The organism is Actinomadura harenae, from assembly GCF_003696215.1.
Lineage (GTDB): Bacteria > Actinomycetota > Actinomycetes > Streptosporangiales > Streptosporangiaceae > Spirillospora > Spirillospora harenae.
In genome coordinates this window covers 37,436-55,856 of sequence record NZ_RFFG01000028.1, presented here as the reverse complement: position 1 = coordinate 55,856, position 18,421 = coordinate 37,436, and the positions used below count along the sequence as shown (strand labels likewise).

Annotated in this window: 21 protein-coding genes; 12 read left to right on the top strand and 9 right to left on the bottom strand. The window is 71.3% G+C overall.

The genetic code is table 11. The annotated features are described in order from the left end of the window. Window positions 1-24 precede the first annotated feature (24 nt). From EBO15_RS17645 to EBO15_RS17620, 6 genes are all read left to right on the top strand, one after another. Window positions 25-546, top strand: coding sequence for a hypothetical protein (locus EBO15_RS17645; RefSeq protein WP_233616264.1), 522 nt, complete (start codon window positions 25-27; stop codon window positions 544-546). A 126-nt stretch (window positions 547-672) separates the two neighbouring features. Continuing rightward, window positions 673-1,296 (top strand): ATP-binding protein, encoded by a 624-nt coding sequence (locus tag EBO15_RS17640; RefSeq protein ID WP_122195490.1) that lies wholly within the window; start codon window positions 673-675, stop codon window positions 1,294-1,296. A gap of 153 nt (window positions 1,297-1,449) precedes the next feature. Next, window positions 1,450-1,860: a hypothetical protein gene (locus EBO15_RS17635; protein ID WP_147481535.1), complete on the top strand. Its 411-nt coding sequence runs from the start codon at window positions 1,450-1,452 to the stop codon at window positions 1,858-1,860. 427 nt (window positions 1,861-2,287) lie between these two features. Beyond that, complete coding sequence (locus EBO15_RS17630) at window positions 2,288-3,301, top strand: methyltransferase (RefSeq protein ID WP_122195488.1); 1,014 nt, start codon at window positions 2,288-2,290, stop codon at window positions 3,299-3,301. Between the two features lie 47 nt (window positions 3,302-3,348). After that, a complete protein-coding gene (locus EBO15_RS17625; RefSeq protein WP_122195487.1) occupies window positions 3,349-4,095 on the top strand; it encodes an MBL fold metallo-hydrolase in 747 nt (248 codons plus the stop codon). An 81-nt stretch (window positions 4,096-4,176) separates the two neighbouring features. Next, the gene (locus EBO15_RS17620; RefSeq protein WP_122195486.1) at window positions 4,177-4,869 is read left to right on the top strand and encodes a CDGSH iron-sulfur domain-containing protein; all 693 of its coding nucleotides are present in this window, start codon (window positions 4,177-4,179) and stop codon (window positions 4,867-4,869) included. Between the two features lie 96 nt (window positions 4,870-4,965). On the opposite strand, the gene EBO15_RS17615 is transcribed toward EBO15_RS17620, so the two are convergent. Beyond that, complete coding sequence (locus tag EBO15_RS17615; protein ID WP_122195485.1) at window positions 4,966-5,571, bottom strand: TetR/AcrR family transcriptional regulator; 606 nt, start codon at window positions 5,569-5,571, stop codon at window positions 4,966-4,968. 63 nt (window positions 5,572-5,634) lie between these two features. Here EBO15_RS17615 and EBO15_RS17610 point away from each other — a divergent pair, with 63 nt between their 5' ends. Beyond that, on the top strand, window positions 5,635-6,780 hold the full coding sequence (locus EBO15_RS17610) for an FAD-dependent monooxygenase (RefSeq protein WP_158628263.1): 1,146 nt from the start codon (window positions 5,635-5,637) through the stop codon (window positions 6,778-6,780). 15 nt (window positions 6,781-6,795) lie between these two features. On the opposite strand, the gene EBO15_RS17605 is transcribed toward EBO15_RS17610, so the two are convergent. Together EBO15_RS17605 and EBO15_RS17600 are read right to left on the bottom strand one after the other, a co-directional pair. Next, window positions 6,796-7,338 (bottom strand): CGNR zinc finger domain-containing protein, encoded by a 543-nt coding sequence (locus EBO15_RS17605; RefSeq protein WP_122195483.1) that lies wholly within the window; start codon window positions 7,336-7,338, stop codon window positions 6,796-6,798. A 166-nt stretch (window positions 7,339-7,504) separates the two neighbouring features. Then, complete coding sequence (locus EBO15_RS17600; RefSeq protein ID WP_199744613.1) at window positions 7,505-8,938, bottom strand: glutamine synthetase family protein; 1,434 nt, start codon at window positions 8,936-8,938, stop codon at window positions 7,505-7,507. A 194-nt stretch (window positions 8,939-9,132) separates the two neighbouring features. Here EBO15_RS17600 and EBO15_RS17595 point away from each other — a divergent pair, with 194 nt between their 5' ends. Next, the gene (locus EBO15_RS17595; protein WP_233616263.1) at window positions 9,133-10,257 is read left to right on the top strand and encodes an amidohydrolase family protein; all 1,125 of its coding nucleotides are present in this window, start codon (window positions 9,133-9,135) and stop codon (window positions 10,255-10,257) included. A 6-nt stretch (window positions 10,258-10,263) separates the two neighbouring features. On the opposite strand, the gene EBO15_RS17590 is transcribed toward EBO15_RS17595, so the two are convergent. Continuing rightward, complete coding sequence (locus tag EBO15_RS17590) at window positions 10,264-11,025, bottom strand: dioxygenase family protein (RefSeq protein WP_233616262.1); 762 nt, start codon at window positions 11,023-11,025, stop codon at window positions 10,264-10,266. 89 nt (window positions 11,026-11,114) lie between these two features. Beyond that, a complete protein-coding gene (locus EBO15_RS17585; protein ID WP_122195482.1) occupies window positions 11,115-11,996 on the bottom strand; it encodes an alpha/beta hydrolase family protein in 882 nt (293 codons plus the stop codon). Window positions 11,997-12,033: 37 nt separating this feature from the next. On the opposite strand from EBO15_RS17585, the gene EBO15_RS17580 reads away from it, so the two are divergent. Continuing rightward, window positions 12,034-12,588 (top strand): helix-turn-helix domain-containing protein, encoded by a 555-nt coding sequence (locus EBO15_RS17580; RefSeq protein WP_122195481.1) that lies wholly within the window; start codon window positions 12,034-12,036, stop codon window positions 12,586-12,588. Window positions 12,589-12,592: 4 nt separating this feature from the next. Next, complete coding sequence (locus EBO15_RS17575) at window positions 12,593-14,605, top strand: translocation/assembly module TamB domain-containing protein (RefSeq protein WP_122195480.1); 2,013 nt, start codon at window positions 12,593-12,595, stop codon at window positions 14,603-14,605. Here the strand turns inward: EBO15_RS17575 and EBO15_RS17570 are convergent. Beyond that, a complete protein-coding gene (locus EBO15_RS17570; RefSeq protein WP_122195479.1) occupies window positions 14,592-15,635 on the bottom strand; it encodes an alpha/beta hydrolase in 1,044 nt (347 codons plus the stop codon). The two genes, EBO15_RS17575 and EBO15_RS17570, sit on opposite strands and share 14 nt — an antisense overlap. 81 nt (window positions 15,636-15,716) lie before the next feature. On the opposite strand from EBO15_RS17570, the gene EBO15_RS17565 reads away from it, so the two are divergent. Together EBO15_RS17565 and EBO15_RS17560 are read left to right on the top strand one after the other, a co-directional pair. Continuing rightward, complete coding sequence (locus EBO15_RS17565; protein WP_122195478.1) at window positions 15,717-16,238, top strand: MarR family winged helix-turn-helix transcriptional regulator; 522 nt, start codon at window positions 15,717-15,719, stop codon at window positions 16,236-16,238. 80 nt (window positions 16,239-16,318) lie between these two features. Then, window positions 16,319-16,741 carry a MarR family winged helix-turn-helix transcriptional regulator gene (locus tag EBO15_RS17560; protein ID WP_122195477.1) on the top strand — a complete coding sequence of 141 codons (423 nt, stop codon included), beginning with the start codon at window positions 16,319-16,321 and terminating at the stop codon, window positions 16,739-16,741. Between the two features lie 12 nt (window positions 16,742-16,753). Here the strand turns inward: EBO15_RS17560 and EBO15_RS17555 are convergent, their stop codons facing one another. The 3 genes from EBO15_RS17555 to EBO15_RS17545 form a co-directional block, all read right to left on the bottom strand. After that, window positions 16,754-17,197 (bottom strand): hypothetical protein, encoded by a 444-nt coding sequence (locus EBO15_RS17555; protein ID WP_233616261.1) that lies wholly within the window; start codon window positions 17,195-17,197, stop codon window positions 16,754-16,756. A 284-nt stretch (window positions 17,198-17,481) separates the two neighbouring features. Then, window positions 17,482-18,030: an NUDIX hydrolase gene (locus tag EBO15_RS17550; RefSeq protein WP_122195475.1), complete on the bottom strand. Its 549-nt coding sequence runs from the start codon at window positions 18,028-18,030 to the stop codon at window positions 17,482-17,484. Further along, window positions 18,027-18,284 (bottom strand): hypothetical protein, encoded by a 258-nt coding sequence (locus EBO15_RS17545; RefSeq protein WP_199744612.1) that lies wholly within the window; start codon window positions 18,282-18,284, stop codon window positions 18,027-18,029. Before EBO15_RS17545 ends, EBO15_RS17550 begins: the two co-directional genes overlap by 4 nt. Between the last annotated feature and the right edge of the window lie 137 nt (window positions 18,285-18,421).

Genomic DNA, 18,421 nt, shown 5'->3' with positions numbered 1-18,421 from the left:
GCGGTTGTGTGGCACGCTCCGTGCGTGAAGTGGCACTACGACTACGTCGGCCCGGCCGAGATTCGTGGCCAGGTCCGGGTCGGGGTCCGGGGCGCGGCGATCACGTCCTCCGGTGATCTTGAAGCCTGGCTGGGTGGGCTGCCGAGCGGCGAGCGTGAGGAGCCCTGCACCTTTGTCATCGAGCTGGACGGAACCCTGATGCTGGCCTCACGGCACAGCGAGCACGTGGCCTGTGCCGCAGGCGAGCCCGTGCTGAGCGCTGGTGAGGTCGCCTTCGTGAGAGAAGGAGGCCGCTGGCTGGTCAGCGAGGTCAGCAACCAGTCGACCGGCTGCTGCCCCGATGTCACATCCTGGCCAGCCGTGGAGTCGGCGCTGGAACGCGCGGGCCTGGGCCATCCCGGTACCTTCACTCATCCGATGGTCTTCCGGCGCTGCACCGCGTGCCACCAGCGCAACATCGTCAAGGACGACTTCTACGTCTGCGCTGTGTGCGAAGCGCCACTGCCACGTGCGTGGAATGTGAACCAGCCCGACGAGCCTGTTTGATGCCGGGAAGCTTGTTTCGGGGGCTCGGCTGCTTGGTGCGTGCAGGCGAGCCATTTCGAGGCGGCGGAGGGGGACGAGACATTGGATGCCGAGACGTGTGGAGAACTGGCTGATCGGCTGACACACGTGCGCTGGATCGCCGGCGGCACGGGTGCCGGTAAGAGCACGCTGGCCCGGATCCTGGCCGACCAGTACGACGTCGCGGTGTACGACGGTGACCGTGCGGAACACGGTTGGCTGGCGCGGTGCACGCCGCAGCGTCACCCGCGCCTGGCCGCCATGCGCGGAGCGCCCCCGGGCGAGATGTGGCGGGGCCGTACCTCCCGGCAGTTGTTCCAGACGATGGCGAGCCTGCACGGAGAGACCGTCGGCTTCATCGCCGACGACCTCCTGGCCATGCCCTCCGACCGCGTCATCGTGGTCGACTACTTCGGGATCCTGCCCGGCCACCTCGGACCGCTGCTACGGCAGCGCGACCAAGCCGTCTTCCTCCTGCCCACACCCCGGTTCCGGCGCGAGGCACTCGCCGCACGCTACGCGGATCCTGTCCGTGCACGCGCCAACTGGGGGAGTAACGACCTCGAATCCACGCTCGCCAAACGCCTCGGACGCGATGCTCTCTGGGACGAGGAGGTCCGCAGGCAAGCAGACGATCACGGCCTCGACGTCGTCACGATCGACGGCGGCGCTCCCGTCGCCGACCTGGCCGGTCAGGTGGCAGCACGGTTCGCGCTGGTTCCACGAGCATGAGGCCGCCCTCGACGCGATTCCCGGTCGCCGAGTGCTCGCCGATCGGCCGGAGCAGCCGCTTCTCGGGGTTGCCGGGTGGTGACCCGCGCTCCAAGGCGTTCGACCGGACCGGGCAGCCGGTGAGTTCGCTGATGGCCTCGCGGCGAGGGGAAGGTGGATGATCTGGTCATGCTTGTCCGTCTGGAACCGATGCCCGCTGATGCGGACGGTTCGGTGAGCGTTCGGGTCCACTCGCCTCTCGGTCATGTCACGGCACGGTTGGAGGGGGATCTGGAGGAGGCGGACGCTCGGCATTACGTCGAGTGGGGAGTCGACGAGGACGTTCTGTGGGGACGCAACGTTGTCCCGGCGGCGATCGCGGAACCCGGTGTCTGGGCGGACGGCGGCCGCATCGTCCTGCGCGGCCGACTGCACCTCACCGAGGATGGGGCCGCGACGCTGGAGATGGGCGACGCGCAGATCTTGCTCGATCTCGGCAACACTCCTCCGAGCGGCATCGACCGAACCTGGGTGGAGCTCGGCGTCGCAGCTGACAGCGTCAGCGTGTGGCCCTACCGGCTCTGACGCGACACCAGCGGCGATGAAGCCGCCGGCCCGATCGTTGACGTCGCGTCCAATGGTGGCTGGCGCGCGATCCCGAACGCCCCGCCCGCACGGCGTCCGATCGCGGCAACGCCACCCCTCACCAACCCGGACGCCCCACACGCAGCCGGGACAGCACGCCCAGGTCGCCGCGGTGGCCAGACCCGCAGCGAGGCCGGGGCCGTGCACGGCTGATGGTGGTGCCCTTGCGGTGCCTCGTCGGCGCTGAGATCAGGCCGGTCCGCCGATGCCGGAAGACGCACTCGAACAGAACAAATCCGATATCTGAGGACGGCAAGGCCATTCCTGGTTGGATGTTCGGAGGCCGGTTCTGTCGGCTGCGGGGGGTGGGTATGGCTGACCCGAAGGCGGGTGACGGTGTCGGCCTTCGGCGGCGAAAGGGTGGGGAATGGCTGAAGGGGAGAACGGCGAGAGCGGGACGATCTGGGCGGCCGCGGATCTGGTGACTCCGATGGCCGTGCGGGTGGCGGCGACCCTGCGGTTGGCGGATCACATCGCCGCCGGGAGGAGGACGGCACGGTCGTTGGCCGAGGCCGTGGACGCCGATCCGGACGCCCTCGAGCGCGTGATGCAACACCTGGTGTCCACCGACGTGCTCACGCGCTCGGAGGACGGAACGTACGGCCTGACCGCCCTGGGAGAACAACTGCGGGACGACCACCCCGCCGGCATGCGGGGCTGGCTGGATCTGGACGGCGCCATCGGGTACGCCTCGCTCTGTTTCGCCGACATGCTGCATAGCGTCCGCACCGGTGAGCCCGCCTTCCAGCATTTCTTCGGACGGCCCTTCTGGGAGGACCTGTCCGCGCATTCCGAGCGCGGCGCGTCGTTCGACGCGTTGATGGGGTCAAGGCTGGTCGCGGACGCGCCGGTCGTCGCGACCGCCTACCCCTGGGGCACGCTCGGTCACGTCATCGACGTGGGCGGAGGCGACGCGAGCATGCTGATCGCGATCCTCCGCCGTCACGAGGAACTGCGGGGCACGGTGGTCGATCTGGAGGGTCCGGTGTCCCGAGCCCGGAAGGCCATCGAGGCGGCGGGACTGAATGACCGCGCGGATGCGCAGGTGGGCAGCTTCTTCGACGAACTCCCCGCAGGTGCGGGCGGTTACGTGCTCTCCGGTGTCCTGCACGACTGGGACGACCCGGAGGCCCTCCGCATCCTGCGGCGCTGTTCCGAAGCGGTGTCGGATTCGGGGAAGGTCCTGATCGTGGACCATTTCGCCGGTGACCTGAGCGCGGTGTCCGACACCGAAGGCGACCTGCGCATGCTCTGTTTCGTCGGCGGACGGGAGCGGACCTTCGAGCGGCTGGGCGAGCTGGCCGCGAAGGCCGGGCTGCGGGTGGGTTCCGTCGTCCAGGCGGGCACGCGTTCGATCACCGAGCTGCTGCCGTCCGGCTGAGCGTCCCGGGGGCCTCCCGGGGCGGGAACCGACGGGATCATGGACGGATGCGACAGCTCACCGTGCTCGGCAGTTGCGGGGCGTTTCCGGAACCGGGGCGGGCGTGCAGCGGCTTCGCCGTGGACTGGGACGGGTTCCGCGTCGTGCTCGATCTCGGCTACGGCACGCTGCCCCGGCTGCTCGCGCGCTGGCCGGACGGTGTCGTGGACGCGGTCGTCATCACGCACGAGCATCCGGATCATTGCGTCGACCTCCACGGCCTGTTCCGGACGTGGTACTACGGCCCCGCACCCTGCCCCCGAGTGCCCTTGTACTCTCCGCCAGGCGTACTCGTCCGGCTTCAGGCGCTGGAACCGGACGTCCCGTTGGAGTCGGTCTTCGACCATCGTCCCCTCCCGGGCGTCCACCGGGCCGGGCCGCTCACGCTGACCGGCGTGGACCTGCCGCACTACGTGCCCAACACCGGGGTCCGCCTCCAAGACGACATGACGACACTCGCCTACACCGGCGACACCGGACCGGATCCGATGCTCGCCGAGCTGGGCCGGGACGCCGACCTGTTCATCGTCGAGGCCACCGATCGGGACGGCGAGACCGACCACTCCTGCCGCAACCTGATGACGTCCGCGGAGGCCGGGCTCTGGGCACGGAGAGCAGGGGCCCGCAGGCTGATGCTCACGCACTTTTGGCCTGGCAACGACCGCGCGGCATCCGTGGCGGCGGCCCGCGAGCACTTCGGGAACGACGTGCTCGCCGCCGACGAGGATCTGACCGTCCCGCTGGTCGACGGTTGATCCGAGGCCGCGACGCGTGGCTGGCGCGTTTTCGGCGATGCGGCCGAGGGGAGGAAGATCGCGAGGATCGAGGGGGACAGCATGGCCGATGACGGTCCGCGCGTCGAGGTGACCCGCAACGGGCCCTACCGGGTGACCGGAGGGCCGCCGCTCAGCCGCCAGGTGATCGGGACGGACGAGCGAGGGCAGTCGGTCGAGTGGATTGAGGGTGAACGCCTCCCCGACATGGACACCTACGAGCTGTGCCGATGCGGCCGGTCCGGCCACAAGCCGTACTGCGACGGGTCGCACGAGCGCGTCGGGTTCCAGGCCGAGGAGGGGCCCGCCGCGCGCGTTCCCTACCTCCAGATGGCGCAGGAGCAGGACGGTCCCGAGTACACGCTCACCGATGCCGAGCCGCTGTGCGCGTTCGCACGGTTCTGCGACGCGGACGGCCAGGTCTGGAACCTGATCGAGAAGCCCGGCGGGGGAGAGCGCGCGAAGCAGGAGGCGCAGCACTGTCCCGGCGGACGCCTCGTCCCGTGGAAGCTCGACGAGCGGCGTGCGCTCGAACCGGAGTTGCCGCTGTCCCTCGGGCTGATCGAGGATCCGGCGCAGGGTGTCAGCGGCCCGCTGTGGGTGCGCGGCGGGATCCCCGTCGTGGACGACGCGGGTGAGCCCTACGAAGGGCGCAACCGCATGGCGCTGTGCCGGTGCGGGGCGTCCAAGAACAAGCCCTTCTGTGACGGCAGCCACGCCGCCGTCGGTTTCGACGATGGTGCCGTCACCACCTGACGAGGCCCGCCGCAGGGCTCAGGTGGCACCCGCCAGAAGATCCGATGGGCTTAAGGCGAAAGCGCCCGCGCTGATCGCGGCCATAGCCGAGCCCGCCTACCGACGCTCCCCAAGGCCGGCACCGTCGTCCTGTACGCCGCAGCCGTCCACGATGACCTGGACCATGTGCTGGACGGCGTCCCTTCTGACGTTCCCCGGCGGGGAGCCGACCAGCGTGAACAGTGCGCCCTGGTAGAGCGTGATCAGGGTGGCGATCGTCGCGCGGGGGGTGGTGAGGCCGAGTCTGTCGTGCTGCTCGGCGGTGATCTGGAGCGCGGCGTCCTGCAGGTTCGCGAGTACCGAGGCGAGCGCCGGACGGCGGACGGCCTCCAGCTGCAGTTCGAAGATCGCCAGATAGCGGTCCCGCAGCGTCGTCGCCGCCGTGAACAGTGACTCGGTCAGCAGGTCGACCAGGGACGCGGGCTGCCCGGCGGCCTGGTCGGCGGCACGGGCGGTGTCGCCATGGTGCAGCTCGATGACGCGCTCCGCCGCGGCCACCAGCAGCGCTTCCCTGCTGCGGAAGTAGTTCGAGGCCGTTCCCGGCGGAAGGCCCGCTTCTCTCTCCACGGCTCGGTGGGTCACGCCGTGCACGCCCGAGGACGCCAGGAGCGCGATGGCGGTGTCGGCGACTGCTCGGCGACGGGCCTGATTGGTGGGCGGCATGGGCCCATGGTACCAATAGCCGTACTAGTACGATCGTAGTGAATGAGTCGTCGAGGAGGTCTCATGAGGATCGTGGTGGTCGGTGCCGGGCTCGGAGGAGTCGCGGCAGCGGTGGGACTGCATCGGACGGGCCACGAGGTGACGCTCTTCGAACGGGCCGCCGAGCTGCGGGAAGCGGGCACCGGAATCGTGGTCATGCCCAACGGGCTCCGCGCGCTGGGCGAGCTGGGACTGGCCGGGGAGATCGGCGGGCATGACATGCGGGCCGGTCTCTGGGGACTGCGGGACCGGCTCGGACGGCCGCTGCTGGTCACCGACATGGTCCAGGTGCGGCAGGTGGTCGGGACGCCCGCCATGATCGACCGGGCCGATCTGCACCGGGTGCTCCGCGCCCCGCTGCCTCCCGGCCTGGTCCGAACCGGGACGCCGGTCGAGCGCCTGGAACCCGGTCCCATCGGTGTGACCGTGGTCAGCGACGGCGAACCCGTCGCGACGGCGGACGCCGTGATCGTGGCCGACGGTATCGGCAGCAGGCTGCGCGGCCGGCTCTTCCCCGACCACCCCGGGGTCGGGCGAACCGGACGGATGGACCTGCGCGGCATGCTGCCCCGGCCTCCCGGCATGGCATCGGACCTGCTCGTCAGCCAGTTGGTCGACCGCCGCAACGGCGCGATGTTCGGCCTGTTCCCCGTCGGCGAGGACCGCCTGTACTGGTTCACCGACTCCCGCCTGGACGGCCCGCCGCCCGACGCGGACGAGGCGCGCCGGCAGGTGCTGTCCCTGATGGCCGACTGGCATCCCCTCGTCGCCGAGCTGATCGAGGCCACCCCGGCCGCCGACATCTACGTCGACCCGATCGCCCGCCTGGCCGCGCCCCTGCCGTCGTTCGCGGTCGGCAGGATCGCGCTTCTCGGCGACGCCGCGCACGCCATGCCGCCCGACCTCGGCCAGGGCGCCAGCCAGGCCTTCGAGGACGCCGCCGCGCTGACCCGCCACCTGACGGGCGCGGAACCGGGGGACGTCGCCGAGCGGCTCCTGCGTTACGACGCCGATCGCAGGCCCAGCGCCAACCGCTTCATGCGGGCGGCGTCCCGGCAGTCGCGGCTGACCTCCCAGACCGGCGTGACCGCCTGGCTACGCGACAGCCTGCTCCGCGCCGTCCCGTCCCGGCTGGCGACCCGGCAGCTCGCCGCCCTCTGGCTCGCCTGACGCGGAACGGCGAGGTCAGGAGGCGGGGGAGCGGCGGCGGGCCCGGTAGGCGGCGACGTTGGTGCGGTTGGCGCAGGTCTCGGAGCAGAAGCGGCGGCGGCCCGCGCGGGACGTGTCGGCGTACACGCGGACGCAGTCGGGCGCGGCGCAGACCCCGGTGCGTCCTACGCCGTAGGAGCAGACGAGCTCGGAGAGGTGCATCAGCGTCGTGGAGCGGAACCGGAGCGGGAGTTGCGCGGACGGCGGGGCGTGGTGGAGGTGCAGGCCGAGGCCGTCGTGGTCGGACAGGTGCGGGTTCGTCGGAGTCCGTTCGAGCAGGGTGTTGAGGACGGCGACGGCCGCGGGCAGATCGGGCGCCTCGAAGAAGGGGCGGAGTTCACGTCCCCACGCGCGGTACTCGCCCGCGGTCGCCGGGTCGAAGTCCTGCCAGACGAAGCCGTGGACGCGCAGGATGCCGCGCAGCGCGTCCGGGCCGCCGTCGCCGTCCGGGTCGGTGACGGCGTTCACCAGCGCGACCGCGGCGGCGACGCCGTGACTGCGGTATCCGGTGATCTTCATGGCGCGGGAGACCTGCCTGTCGCGGGTGTCGGCTGTGGGCTGGCATCGAGGGTATCCCGTCGGCCCGGACGGCCCGTCCCACCCGGAGAAGACGAGCGACCGGCCCGGGCCGTCCACCCCGGCGACCGAGAGCGGACGGCCCAGGCCGGCCGATGGAAAGGGCCGGTCAGTGGCGCCAGCGGGTGGATTCGGTGATCTGCTCGGGTGAGGCGTGCTCGAACAGCGCGATCTCCCCGCGCCGGACGGTCGCGACCGTGTCGATGACCTCCGGGCCGAGGGCCTCGGCGAGGACGTCGTCGCGTTCGAACGCCGCGACCGCCTCGTCCAGCGACTCGGGGAGCAGTTCGATGCCGAGCCGGATGCGGTCGGTGTCCGACAGCGAGGCCGGGTCGACCGCGATGGGCTCGGGCAGGGACGCCTTCGCGGCGAGCCCGGCGCGGCCCGTGGCGAGCAGCCCGGCGAGCGCCAGGTAGGGGTTCGCGGCCTCGTCGAAACACTTGATCTCGATATTGGCGGCCCGCCCGCGGTCGCCGATCGCGCCGGTGACCAGGCGCATCGCGGCCTCCCGGTTCTCCAGGCCCCAGCAGCCGTACACGCCCGCCCAGTGCGACGGGATCAGCCGCAGGTAGCTGGAGACGGTCGGTGCGCCGATCGCGAGCAGCGCGGACAGCCGTCCGAGGATGCCCGCGGCGAACGCCTCGCCCTCGGCCGTCAGCCCGAACGGGCCGTGTCCGCCGGTCATCATGTTGACCGGGCCCTCCACCGGGTCGTCCCGCCAGAGGCTGAGGTGGATGTGGCCGCCGTTGCCGACCGAGTCCGCGAGGACCTTGGGCGAGAACGAGGCGACCAGGCCGTGGTCGAGCGACACGGCGCGGATCGTCTCCCGGATGAGGACGGCGGTGTCCGCGGCGCCCACCGGGTCCTCGGCGGCGAAGGACAGTTCGTACTGGCCGGGCGCGTACTCGGGGTGCAGCTGGTCGATCGAGACGCCGGTCTCGGCGAGCGCCTCGAGCAGGTCGCGCAGGTAGCCGGACAGTTCGGACAGCCGCGCCATGCCGTAGGCGGGGCCCTTGCAGGCCGGGACGAAGTGGTCGGTTCCGTCGTCCTCCGACAGCGACCACTCGATCTCGAACGCGCCGCGGACCGACCAGCCGAGGTCCGCGAGCCGCTCGACCTCGCGCGCGAGCAGCGAGCGGGAGTCCATCGGGTGGACGGTCCCCTCCTGCGTGTACCGGGTCACGGGCGCCCAGGCCCATCCGGGCAGCGCCGCGAGCCGGACGAGCCGGTCGAGGTCGGGGTGCAGCCGCAGGTCGCCGACCGGTCCGCCGATGTACTGCCCGGACACGATCGAGTCGTCCAGGAGGAACACGTCGAAACAGGGCGCCATGCCCACGCCCCACCGCGCGGCGTGCTCGAGCCGGGGCACCGGGACGGTCTTGATGCGGGTGATGCCGCTGGTGTCGACCCAGCCCAGCGCGACTCCGGCGAGGCCCTCGAGGTCGGGGACGAGGCGTGCCGCGTGGGCCGCCATCCGGTCGCGCTCGTCCCCGTCCAGCGGCTGGAACGCCCGCCGCGCCGCCCCGCTGTCGTTCGGTTCCACGCACTGCTCCCATCGCTCGTGCCCCCCTGGCGGATCCGTCCCGTATCCGCTGCGTGCGCGCGTCGGGGCGCGCCTCCCGCGCGGTGCGGGGACGGGGCGTCCGTGCGGTGGCCCGTGTGGTGCGGATGCCGGGTGCCGCTCGGCCGCCATGACGCATCGTAAGGTCGTGCTGACCGAATGACGAGGGAGGCGCGGTGCTTCACGACGACATTCCGCCGCTGGTCGACCACCACTGTCACGGTGTGGTGCGCCGTGACCTCGGCCGCGCGGGGTTCGAGGCCCTGATGACCGAGGCGGACGCCCCCGGGCCGCTCGGCGGCGGTTTCTTCGACACGCGTGTCGGGCTGGCCGTCCGGCGCTGGTGCGCGCCCGTCCTCGACCTCGCTCCGCACGCGTCGCCGGACGACTACCTCGCGCGCCGCGCCGAACTCGGGTTCGCCGAGGTCAACCGGCGTTTCCTGGCGTCCGCGGGATTGGGTGCGCTCTGCGTCGACACCGGCTTCAACCCGGACGGGCTGCTCACTCCGGACGAACTGGGCGGCCTCGCGGGCGCGTCCGCGCACGAGATCGTCCGCCTGGAGACGCTCGCCGAATCCGTCGCCGCGCGGGAGGGCGGCGCGGACGGTTTCGCCGACGCGTTCCGGACGGCCCTGGCCGAACGGACGCGGAACGCGGTCGGCGTGAAGTCGATCGCCGCCTACCGTGCCGGGCTGGACCTGGCGGGCGAACGCCCGGCCGACCGTGACGTGGCGCAGGCCGCCGAGCGCCTGCTGCGCGGAGCCGCCGGGGCCGGACGGCCGCGTGTCGCGGATCCGGTGCTGCACCGGTTCCTGATCTGGTGCGCGTCCGATCTGCGGCTGCCCGTCCAGTTCCACGTGGGGTACGGGGACGCCGACGCCGATCTGCGGCGCGGTGATCCGCTGCTGCTCACGGGCCTGCTGCGGGAGCTCGCGCGGGCGGGCACGCCCGTCCTGCTCCTGCACAACTACCCGTTCCAGCGGAGTGCCGGGTATCTCGCGCAGGTGTTCCCGAACGTGTTCGCGGACGTCGGCCTGGCGTTGCACGGCGTCGGCGACCGGGCGTCGGTCGTGCTGGGGGAGCTGCTCGAGCTGGCGCCGTTCGGCAAGGTGCTCTACTCGTCCGACGCCTACGGGCTCGCCGAGTACTACCACCTCGCGGCGTTGCTGTTCCGGCGAGCCCTCGGCAGGGTTCTGGACGGCGGCCTCGCCGAGGGCTCCTGGACGGGCTCCGACGCGTCCCGGCTGGCCGGGATGGTCGCGGCGGGCAACGCCCGCCGCGTCTACGGCCTGGACGGCTGAGGACGGTCAGCCGAACTGGACCGACCGCTTGGCCATGCCGAGCCAGTACCCGTCGATGGGCTGGCTGGTGTCGTCCTCGCCGTCCCCGGACGAGGCGCCGAGCGTGACGAACAGCGGGGCGAAGTGCTCGGTGCGCGGGTGGGCGAACGCGGAGGCCGGGGCCTTGTGCTGGAAGTCGAGCAGCGCGTCCACGTCGTGCGCGTCGAGGGCGCGGCGGCCCCACTCGTCGAACTCGGCGGTCGCGGTGGCGACGCGGCCGGACGGGTCGAGCGCGCGCAGGTTGTGGGTGAAGAAGCCGCTGCCGACGATCAGCACGCCCTCGTCGCGGAGCGGCGCGAGCCGCCGGCCGAGGTCGTAGAGCTCGGCCGGGTCGAGCGTCGGCATCGACATCTGGAGCACCGGGACGTCGGCGTCGGGGTACATCTCCTTGAGCGGGACGTACGCGCCGTGGTCGAGGCCGCGTTCGGGGGCCTCGTGGACCGAGGGGCCGAGCAGGCCGCGGACCTTCGCGGCGAGGTCCGGCGCGCCGGGCGCGGGGTAGGTGACCTGGTAGTACTTCTCCGGGAATCCCCAGAAGTCGTACACGAGCGGGACGGGCGCGGTGGCGCCGACCGTGACCGGCGCGTCCTCCCAGTGCGCCGACACCATGAGGACGGCCTCGGGGCGCGGCAGGTCGGCGGCCCAGGCCGCCAGCTCGCCGGGCCAGAAGGGGTCGTCGGCGAGCGGCGGGGCGCCGTGGCTGAGATAGATCGCTGGCATCCTGACCATGACCCCATACTAGTTCAAATTTAAACAAGTTGGCCATGTGACCTGGCCGACAGCCGGGACGCGACCGAGGAGGCCCGGATGCCGCCGCGTCAATGCGCGACCAGCCAGGCCGCGACGTCCACGACGACCTCCTCGTCCACGTGTTGCGGGCGGAGGTGGTCGACGGGGCCGGACGGCCCGGATCCAGGGAAGAACATGTGGTCGTCGGCCTCGTAGACCCGGAACGTCACGTCCGGCCGGGCGTCGAACGCGGCGCGCCAGCGGGAGAGGTCGTCGGCGAGGGTCACCTGGTAGTCGCGTCCGCCCTGCCCGACGAACATCGGCAGGCCGGCCGCGCCGGCCGCCGCGACCGGGTCGTAGCCGAGCAGGTCGGCCCAGTAGGACGCGGGCAGCCCGAACGGCAGGTCGGCGGACGGCGTGTCCGGGGTCAGCACGTCCAGCGCCGCCACCTGCCGTTCGATCTGCGCGCCGAACTCCGCGTACGCGGGGTCGAGCGACGCCAGATGCCGTGTCACCCGCACGGCCGCGCGGTGCATCGGCTCCGCGTCCGCCGCGAGCAGCACCAGGCCGTCCGCCGGGACGGCCTCCGCGACGCGCGGCGCGACCTTGCCGCCCATGCTGTGTCCGACGACGAACACACGTTCCACCAGGTCACGCAACCGTCGGACGGCCTCCGCGGCGAACGGCACGTACTCGTCGGTCATGGTCGCGGCCTGCCCGGACGGCTTGTCGAACCGCACCGAGGCGATGCCCCGCCCGGCTAGCCCCCAGGCGAGGTCCTTCAGCGGCTTGTTCGGCCCGGCCGTCCCGTCCCGGTCGAACGGTCCGCCACCGCTCAGCAGCACGACCCCGGCCCGGCCCCCGGTATGCGGCGACACCAGCGCCCCGCCGACCGAGCCGACCGCGACCTCATGCTCCTCGAAGGCGTCGGGGTCGGCGTAGGACGGGGGAGTCCACTCATCCGTTCTCATACTTGCGAAAGGTAGCACCTGTGAGACCATTCATGGTGTGCGCACACTGGACCTCTTCGCCCACCCCGTCCGACTGCGGATCGTGCACGCGTTGCGCGGCGGCCGCGTCCTGCCGACCTCGCGCCTCGCCGAGCTGATCACGGACGTCTCCAAGGCCACCGTCTACCGCCACGTCGACGTGCTCGCCGCCGCGGGAGTCCTGGAGGTCGCGGGCGAACGGCGCGTCCGCGGCGCGGTCGAACGCCGCTACCGGCTCGGCCGCGACCGCGCCTCGGTCGACCCCGCCGAGGCCGCGGCCCTGTCCCCGGACGACCACCGCGCCGCGTTCACCGCCGCGCTCGCCGCCCTGGCCGCCGAGTTCGACGCCTACCTCGACCGCGACGACTCCGACCCGTCGTCCGACCCGCTCGGCTACCGGCAGCACGCCGTCTGGCTGAACCCCGGCGAACTGACGGCACTCCTCGCCGACCTCCGCGCCGCGATCGTCCCCCACCTGGCCAACACGTCGGAACCGGGACGATCCCGATATCTCCTCAGCCCGATCCTGTTCCCCGCCGAGTCTGGCCCGCACGACGACGCCCCTCCAGAATGATCCGGTGCCCCCCGACGACCTGACCGACGCCGAGCAGCTCCTCTGGGACGCCTTCCCCACCGGCGCCTGGGCCGACCTCACGACCACCCCCACCACCACCATCCGCGCCGAGGTCATCAGGCTCCTGCTGCTCGGCGGGCACGACCCGGAGCCGGGGCAACTCGCCGCGATCCGGCTCCGCGGGGCCACGGTCACCGGGAGGCTCGACCTGATGGGCGCCTCCATCGACGTCGCGCTGATCTGCGAGGACTGCGCCTTCGACGCGCCGCTCCGACTGGCCGAGGCCGTCACCCGCACCGTCCGGCTCGTCGGCAGCCGCCTCCACCAGCTCAAGGCGCCGCGCGTTCGGATCGAAGGCCTGCTCGACCTGCGCGGCACCGAGATCGAGCACGGGATCCGCATCGACCAGGGCGAGATCACCGGCGGTCTCCGCCTGAAGGGCGCGACCATCGGACGCTCGGAGAGCGACGTCGCGATCGACGGCGAAGGCGTCTCGGTGCGCGGTGACCTGGCCTGCCCCGACCTGGTCGCGGACGGTCCCGTGGTGCTGCGCGGGGCGCGGATCACCGGCCAGTTCGACCTCGCCCACGCACGCGTCGTGAACCCCGGAGCCGTCGCGCTCGACATCGACAACGCCGGCATCGGCGAGGGCGTCGACGGCTGCGGCATGGCGGCGGAGGGCGAGATCCGGATGCGCAGCGCCGAGATCGGCGGCCCGATGCTGCTCTCCGACGCGCGGCTGAGCAATCCGGGCGGGTTCGCGCTCAGCGCGGCGCGGGCCCACGTCACCGGCGCCTTCTGGTGCGAGAGCGGCCTGACCGTCGAAGGCGAGGTCCGGCTGGTCGGTGTCCGCTTCGACGGGGGCGTGCACCTCGCCGACGCCGTTCTGGACGGCGCCGGCCATGTCGCGCTCAACCTGGACCGCGCGTCCATCGGCCACCTCGACGCGCCCCGCCTGACGCTGCGCGGCGGTGACATCCGCCTGCGCGGCGCGCGTGTCGTGGGGGATTTCAGCCTGGTCGAAGCGTCCCTCGGCCCCGGCCGCGACGGGGTGTGCGTGGACATGGAGAACGGCGAGGTCGGCGGCACCCTGCGGCTGGGCAGGCTGCGCGCGGACGGCGAGATCCGCATCAGCAACAGCCGCCTGGACGGCAGTGTGCTCGCGAGCAGGATGCGGCTGAGCGGCGCCCCGACCGGGGCCTCCTTCCGCTTCACGCGCAACGAGGTCGCCTCCGGCCTCCGCCTGCTGAACGTGTGGGCGGACCAAGAGGTCCGTCTTGTCGACAGCCGATTCCGTCTCGACGTCGACCTGACAGGGATCGAACTGCGGATCCCCGGGGGCACGGCACTCGACGCCTCCGGAATCCAGACCACCGAGCTCGTCCTCCTGCCCGGCGACGCCGTCGAGGGCCGGGTGGTCCTCGACGGCGCCCGCATAGGCGTTCTGCGCGATCTCCCAGAGAAGTGGCCCGAGAACCTGAGCATGGACGGTCTCGTCTACGAGACGCTGCAACCGGCCCTGACCGCCCGCGAACGCCTTGACTGGGTGGAACGCGCTCCGCAGGACCAGCGCTCCCAGGCGTGTGACCAACTGGCCCAGATGTACGTCCACCTGGGGCGGCAGCCGCAGGCGCAGCGCATCCTCTACGAACGGGAGCGCGGCCAGCGCCGTTTCAAGCCGCTCATCGCGCGCGCGTGGAGCCTCGTCCAGGACGTGACGGTCGGCTACGGCTACCGGCCCTGGCGCGCCGCCGCCTGGGTGGCGTTCTTCCTGGTCATCGGCACGACCGTGTTCTCCCTGGACCACCCGGCCCCGCTGAAGAAGGACGAGGCCCCGCACTTCAACCCGTTCGTCTACACCCTCGACCTCATGCTGCCGCTGGTGACGCTGGGCCAGAAGTACGCCTTCAACCCCAAGGGCGCGGCGCAGTGGTTCTCGTACGTGCTGGTCGCCGTCGGCTGGATCCTGGTGTCCACGGTCGCCGCGGGTGTCACGCGCGCGGTCACCCGTCGCTAGTGGGGCTCAGGATGCGGGAGAGCCAAGCGATGGCGGGTGGTTGGCGGTATTCGACCGCCATGTGACCGCCGTCGAACAGTTCGAAGAAGACCCGGTCGTCGGGGACGCCCGCGTCGGCGACCGCCCGCCGGAACGCCGTCGCGCCCAGGTCGAGGAACCATTCGTCGCTCGTTCCCGCGTCGATCCAGATGCCGTGCATCGAGCGCAGCGCGTCCGCGTGGGACGGGGCCATCCGCACAGGATCCCAGTCGAGCCACCGCTGCCACTCGTCCGGACGCAGCGCGCCGGTCACCGGGTCGAAGGGGAGCAGGGGAGTGCCGTCCTCGGCGGGCGAGAAACAGGCCGAAACACCGAGGATCTCCAGCAGCCGCAGGTCCTCCGGCCTGGTGAACGCCACGCGCGACCGGAAGTCCTCCCACCAGGCGAAGATGTCGGCGTCGTAGGCGCGCAGGTCACGGACGGCCTTGTAGAAGTGCGGCGTGTACTGCGCCTCCGACAGCGAGTCGCCCGAGTGCGTCGCGAACGCGCCGAACAGGTTGGGACGCATCATCGACGTGATGGACGCGCCGAGCCCTCCGCTGGACTTGCCCGCGATCCCGCGATGGTCGCGGGAGGCGAGCGTCCGGTAGTGCGCGTCCACCCACGGGACGACCTCGTCGCACAGGTAGGAGTGGTAGCGCCCGGTACCGCGCGAGTCGACGTACTGGCTACCGCCGTACGTGGTGAACGCGTCCACGAACACCACGATCGCGGGCGGCGCCTCACCGCGCGCGAACAGCCGGTCGGCGGCGACGGGAACGGGCTCGCGGTAGGAGGAGGACGCCTGACGCCACGCCTCGAGGCGCCCGGTGTAGCCGAGCAGCATGTAGACGGTCGGGTAGCGGCGTCCGGGATCGGCGTCGTAGCCGGGCGGCGTGTAGACCCACAGCGGGCGTTCGTGCGGGTCGCCGAGCGGGTTGTCGCGCAGCAGCGCGCTGTCGAAGGTGTGCTCGTGGACCTGTCCGGCCAGGTCGTCGGGCCAGAGCGGCATGGCGGTCCTCCTCGTCGTCGGGGGTGACGGGGAGGGACAGTACTACGAAATGGAAATATTCGAAATGGTAGTATCGCGGCCATGGCCCAGGATTCCATCGACCGGCACATCGCGTTCTGGTCCCGCGAGCTGCCCGATCTCGACGCCGACGTGGAAGGCGCGGTCACCCGCATGCAGGTGATCGTGAGGAGGCTGCGCCGGGAGCGCGAGGAGGCGCTCGCCGGGCTCGGCCTGCACGATTGGCAGTACGACGTCATCTGGTGGCTGCGCTCCACGGGCGTCCCGTACCAGGCGGGCCCGACCTGGCTCGCCGGGGTCCTGGACGTCCGCCCCGCAACTCTGACCAACCGCCTGGAACGCCTGGAGCGCGACGGATACGTGGACCGCGTCCCCGATCCGGACGACCGCCGCCGCCTGCTCGTCCGACTGACGGCGAAGGCGTGCGAGGCGTGGGAGTCGGTCTACGAGGACCGGTCGTCCGGCGAGCACGTGCTCCTGGCGGCGCTGACTCCGGCGCAGCGCCGCCAGCTCTCCGACCTGCTCCGCATCGTCACCCTGGCCGTCGAGTCGGACGGCCCGGACCTTCTCCCGCTGGCGGACTGAGGCAAAAAGAGAGGCTTGACTCCAACTGAAACTCAGTGCCAAAATCAACTCGTCCCCACCACAGGAACGAGGAGCACACCATGACCACCACCCTGACCCCGAAGATCATCGGCCAGGCCGAGAAGCACCACACCGTCGTCCTGGCCCGGGCCCTCGGCGGCACCACCCTGGACGAGAAGCAGTGGATCACCCTCAGCCAGCTCGCCGCCCCGACCACCCCCGAGGCGCACACCACCCGCATCGCCGCCCTGACCCAGTGGGACCGGGCCGCGGTCGAGATCGCCCTGGGCAAGCTCCTGGCCAGCGGCTACGTCCACGAAGTCCCCAGCGGTGACATCGAGCCCACCGAGTCGGGCCGCGCTCTCGTCGCGACCGTCCGCGCCGCGTCCGTCGACACCATCACCCGCGCCTACAGCGTCGCGAGCCCCGAGGACCTGGCCACGACGGCCCGAGTCCTCGAGGCCATCACCACCCGCCTGGCAGCCGACCTGTCCCACTCCTGAGAGGCCCGAAGATCAGGCGGATACGGACTGGGTCACCGCTTCTCCCTGGCGGCGCTTGTAGTACGCGAACGTGATCGCCAGGAGAAGCGGACCCCACAGGCTCAACGGGAGGGCGGCCACGGCCGAGAGGGCCTTCCACCAGCCGTTGGAGTACTCGACGAGGGGAACCCCTCCGATGTGGAGCAGCGCGAGCGGATAGGGGTTCCACAACGCGATCAGCCCAAAGGCCCCCAGCGTGGCCGGCACGATCGCGGCCATCGGCGGAATGCGCTTGCCGCCGATGAACGGAAGCCAGGACGGCGCCACCTCACCCCACCCGGCGACCAGTCCGAACGACAGATAGGCCAGCCCCTCGGACAGGACGCTGAGCCCGAAGACGTACAGGATCACCCACCAGTGCCAAGGCTTGTGCACCTGGTAGACCTGCCCCATCTCGTAGTCGAAGGCGAACGGCAACCGCCACAGACACGAGGGAAGTACGACAAGAGGTATGAGCCGAGCGCAACGGATGGCCCAGCCAGGAACGGGCCGAGCGGTGTTGCCAACGGTCGGTGAGGGGTGAAGCGCCTTGATTCGCATGGGTAGATCTTGGATTTCCCAACATGGGCCACGCTTCCCCCGCCGGACGGGTTCCCACCTCCCCACCCCGAGGGTCCCTCACCTCCCCCGAACAGCCCCAGGATCCCCCACGCGAGGGAAGACGTCCCGCAGCGCGACATCAGCGACTTCCACGCGTTGTCTCACAGCGACGCGAGCTTGGCCGCCAGCTTGAGAGTCGGGGCATCCGTGCGCGGCCGCCATGCGTAGCCGTCCACTTCCTCGGCCTGAAGGACGACCTCGGGCTCCTTCACCCAGAACGCCCAGCGGAAGTCGGCGTGCCAGTGTTCGGGTTCCTGTTTCGCCGGGTTGGCCGGGATCACGTGGACGTCGATGTCCACGGGCGTGACGTCGTGGCCGGGAGGGGTGACCGCGCCATGCCAGGAGATGCCCGTCTCCTCCTCCAACTCGCGAAGCGCGGCCGACAACAGGCGGGTGTCCTCGGCCTCCAGGTGTCCTCCCGGCAGCAGCCAGCGCCCGAGTGCCTTGTGTCGGATGAGCAGCAACCGGCGGACGTCGTCGATGACCACGGCACCGCACGTGACATGCCCGCCTCGGAACTCTTTGCGCGAGGTCAGCTCCCGCTCGGTGAGCAGAGCATCGGTCAACGGCCGCAGATGATCGGCTTCGTCCGGATGCCGGTGCAGGTATCGGGCGACGGTGTCGTGAATCTCGTGCGTCGTGACGGTCATGACGTCCCATCGAAGTAGCGCAGCCAGGTCGCTGCGATGAAGTCACGTTCGGCGGCGTCGAGCTCGTGCATGCCCGGTTCATGTTCCGCGCGGGTCAGCCGGGTGAGCACGGCCAGGATCTCGGCCTGCACCAGGAGTATGAAAGCACCGACGCTCGCGCCATGAAGGAAGTTGACCGCGTTTCCATCGGCCTGGCCGGGGAGCCTGCCTGATGCGGCGTACCTCTGATGCCAGTCCTTGGTGCCCTCGACCACGCCGAGCGCCTGGCCAAGGACTGGGATCACAGGTGGTCGAATGCGGGAGCGAAGTATCCGCCGACGTCCAACAGGGCCACAGGCCGGCCGAGACTCCAGGTAGGCCAACGTGTGGTCCGGGTCGGAGAACGCCGCAC

Coding starts and splice junctions, on each gene's coding strand:
- EBO15_RS17630 (WP_122195488.1), top strand. CDS start 2,288: ATGGCTGAAGGGGAGAACGGCGAGAGCGGGACGATCTGGGCGGCCGCG.
- EBO15_RS17625 (WP_122195487.1), top strand. CDS start 3,349: ATGCGACAGCTCACCGTGCTCGGCAGTTGCGGGGCGTTTCCGGAACCG.
- EBO15_RS17620 (WP_122195486.1), top strand. CDS start 4,177: ATGGCCGATGACGGTCCGCGCGTCGAGGTGACCCGCAACGGGCCCTAC.
- EBO15_RS17615 (WP_122195485.1), bottom strand. CDS start 5,571: ATGCCGCCCACCAATCAGGCCCGTCGCCGAGCAGTCGCCGACACCGCC.
- EBO15_RS17610 (WP_158628263.1), top strand. CDS start 5,635: ATGAGGATCGTGGTGGTCGGTGCCGGGCTCGGAGGAGTCGCGGCAGCG.
- EBO15_RS17605 (WP_122195483.1), bottom strand. CDS start 7,338: ATGAAGATCACCGGATACCGCAGTCACGGCGTCGCCGCCGCGGTCGCG.
- EBO15_RS17590 (WP_233616262.1), bottom strand. CDS start 11,025: ATGGTCAGGATGCCAGCGATCTATCTCAGCCACGGCGCCCCGCCGCTC.
- EBO15_RS17585 (WP_122195482.1), bottom strand. CDS start 11,996: ATGAGAACGGATGAGTGGACTCCCCCGTCCTACGCCGACCCCGACGCC.
- EBO15_RS17570 (WP_122195479.1), bottom strand. CDS start 15,635: ATGCCGCTCTGGCCCGACGACCTGGCCGGACAGGTCCACGAGCACACC.
- EBO15_RS17565 (WP_122195478.1), top strand. CDS start 15,717: ATGGCCCAGGATTCCATCGACCGGCACATCGCGTTCTGGTCCCGCGAG.
- EBO15_RS17560 (WP_122195477.1), top strand. CDS start 16,319: ATGACCACCACCCTGACCCCGAAGATCATCGGCCAGGCCGAGAAGCAC.
- EBO15_RS17550 (WP_122195475.1), bottom strand. CDS start 18,030: ATGACCGTCACGACGCACGAGATTCACGACACCGTCGCCCGATACCTG.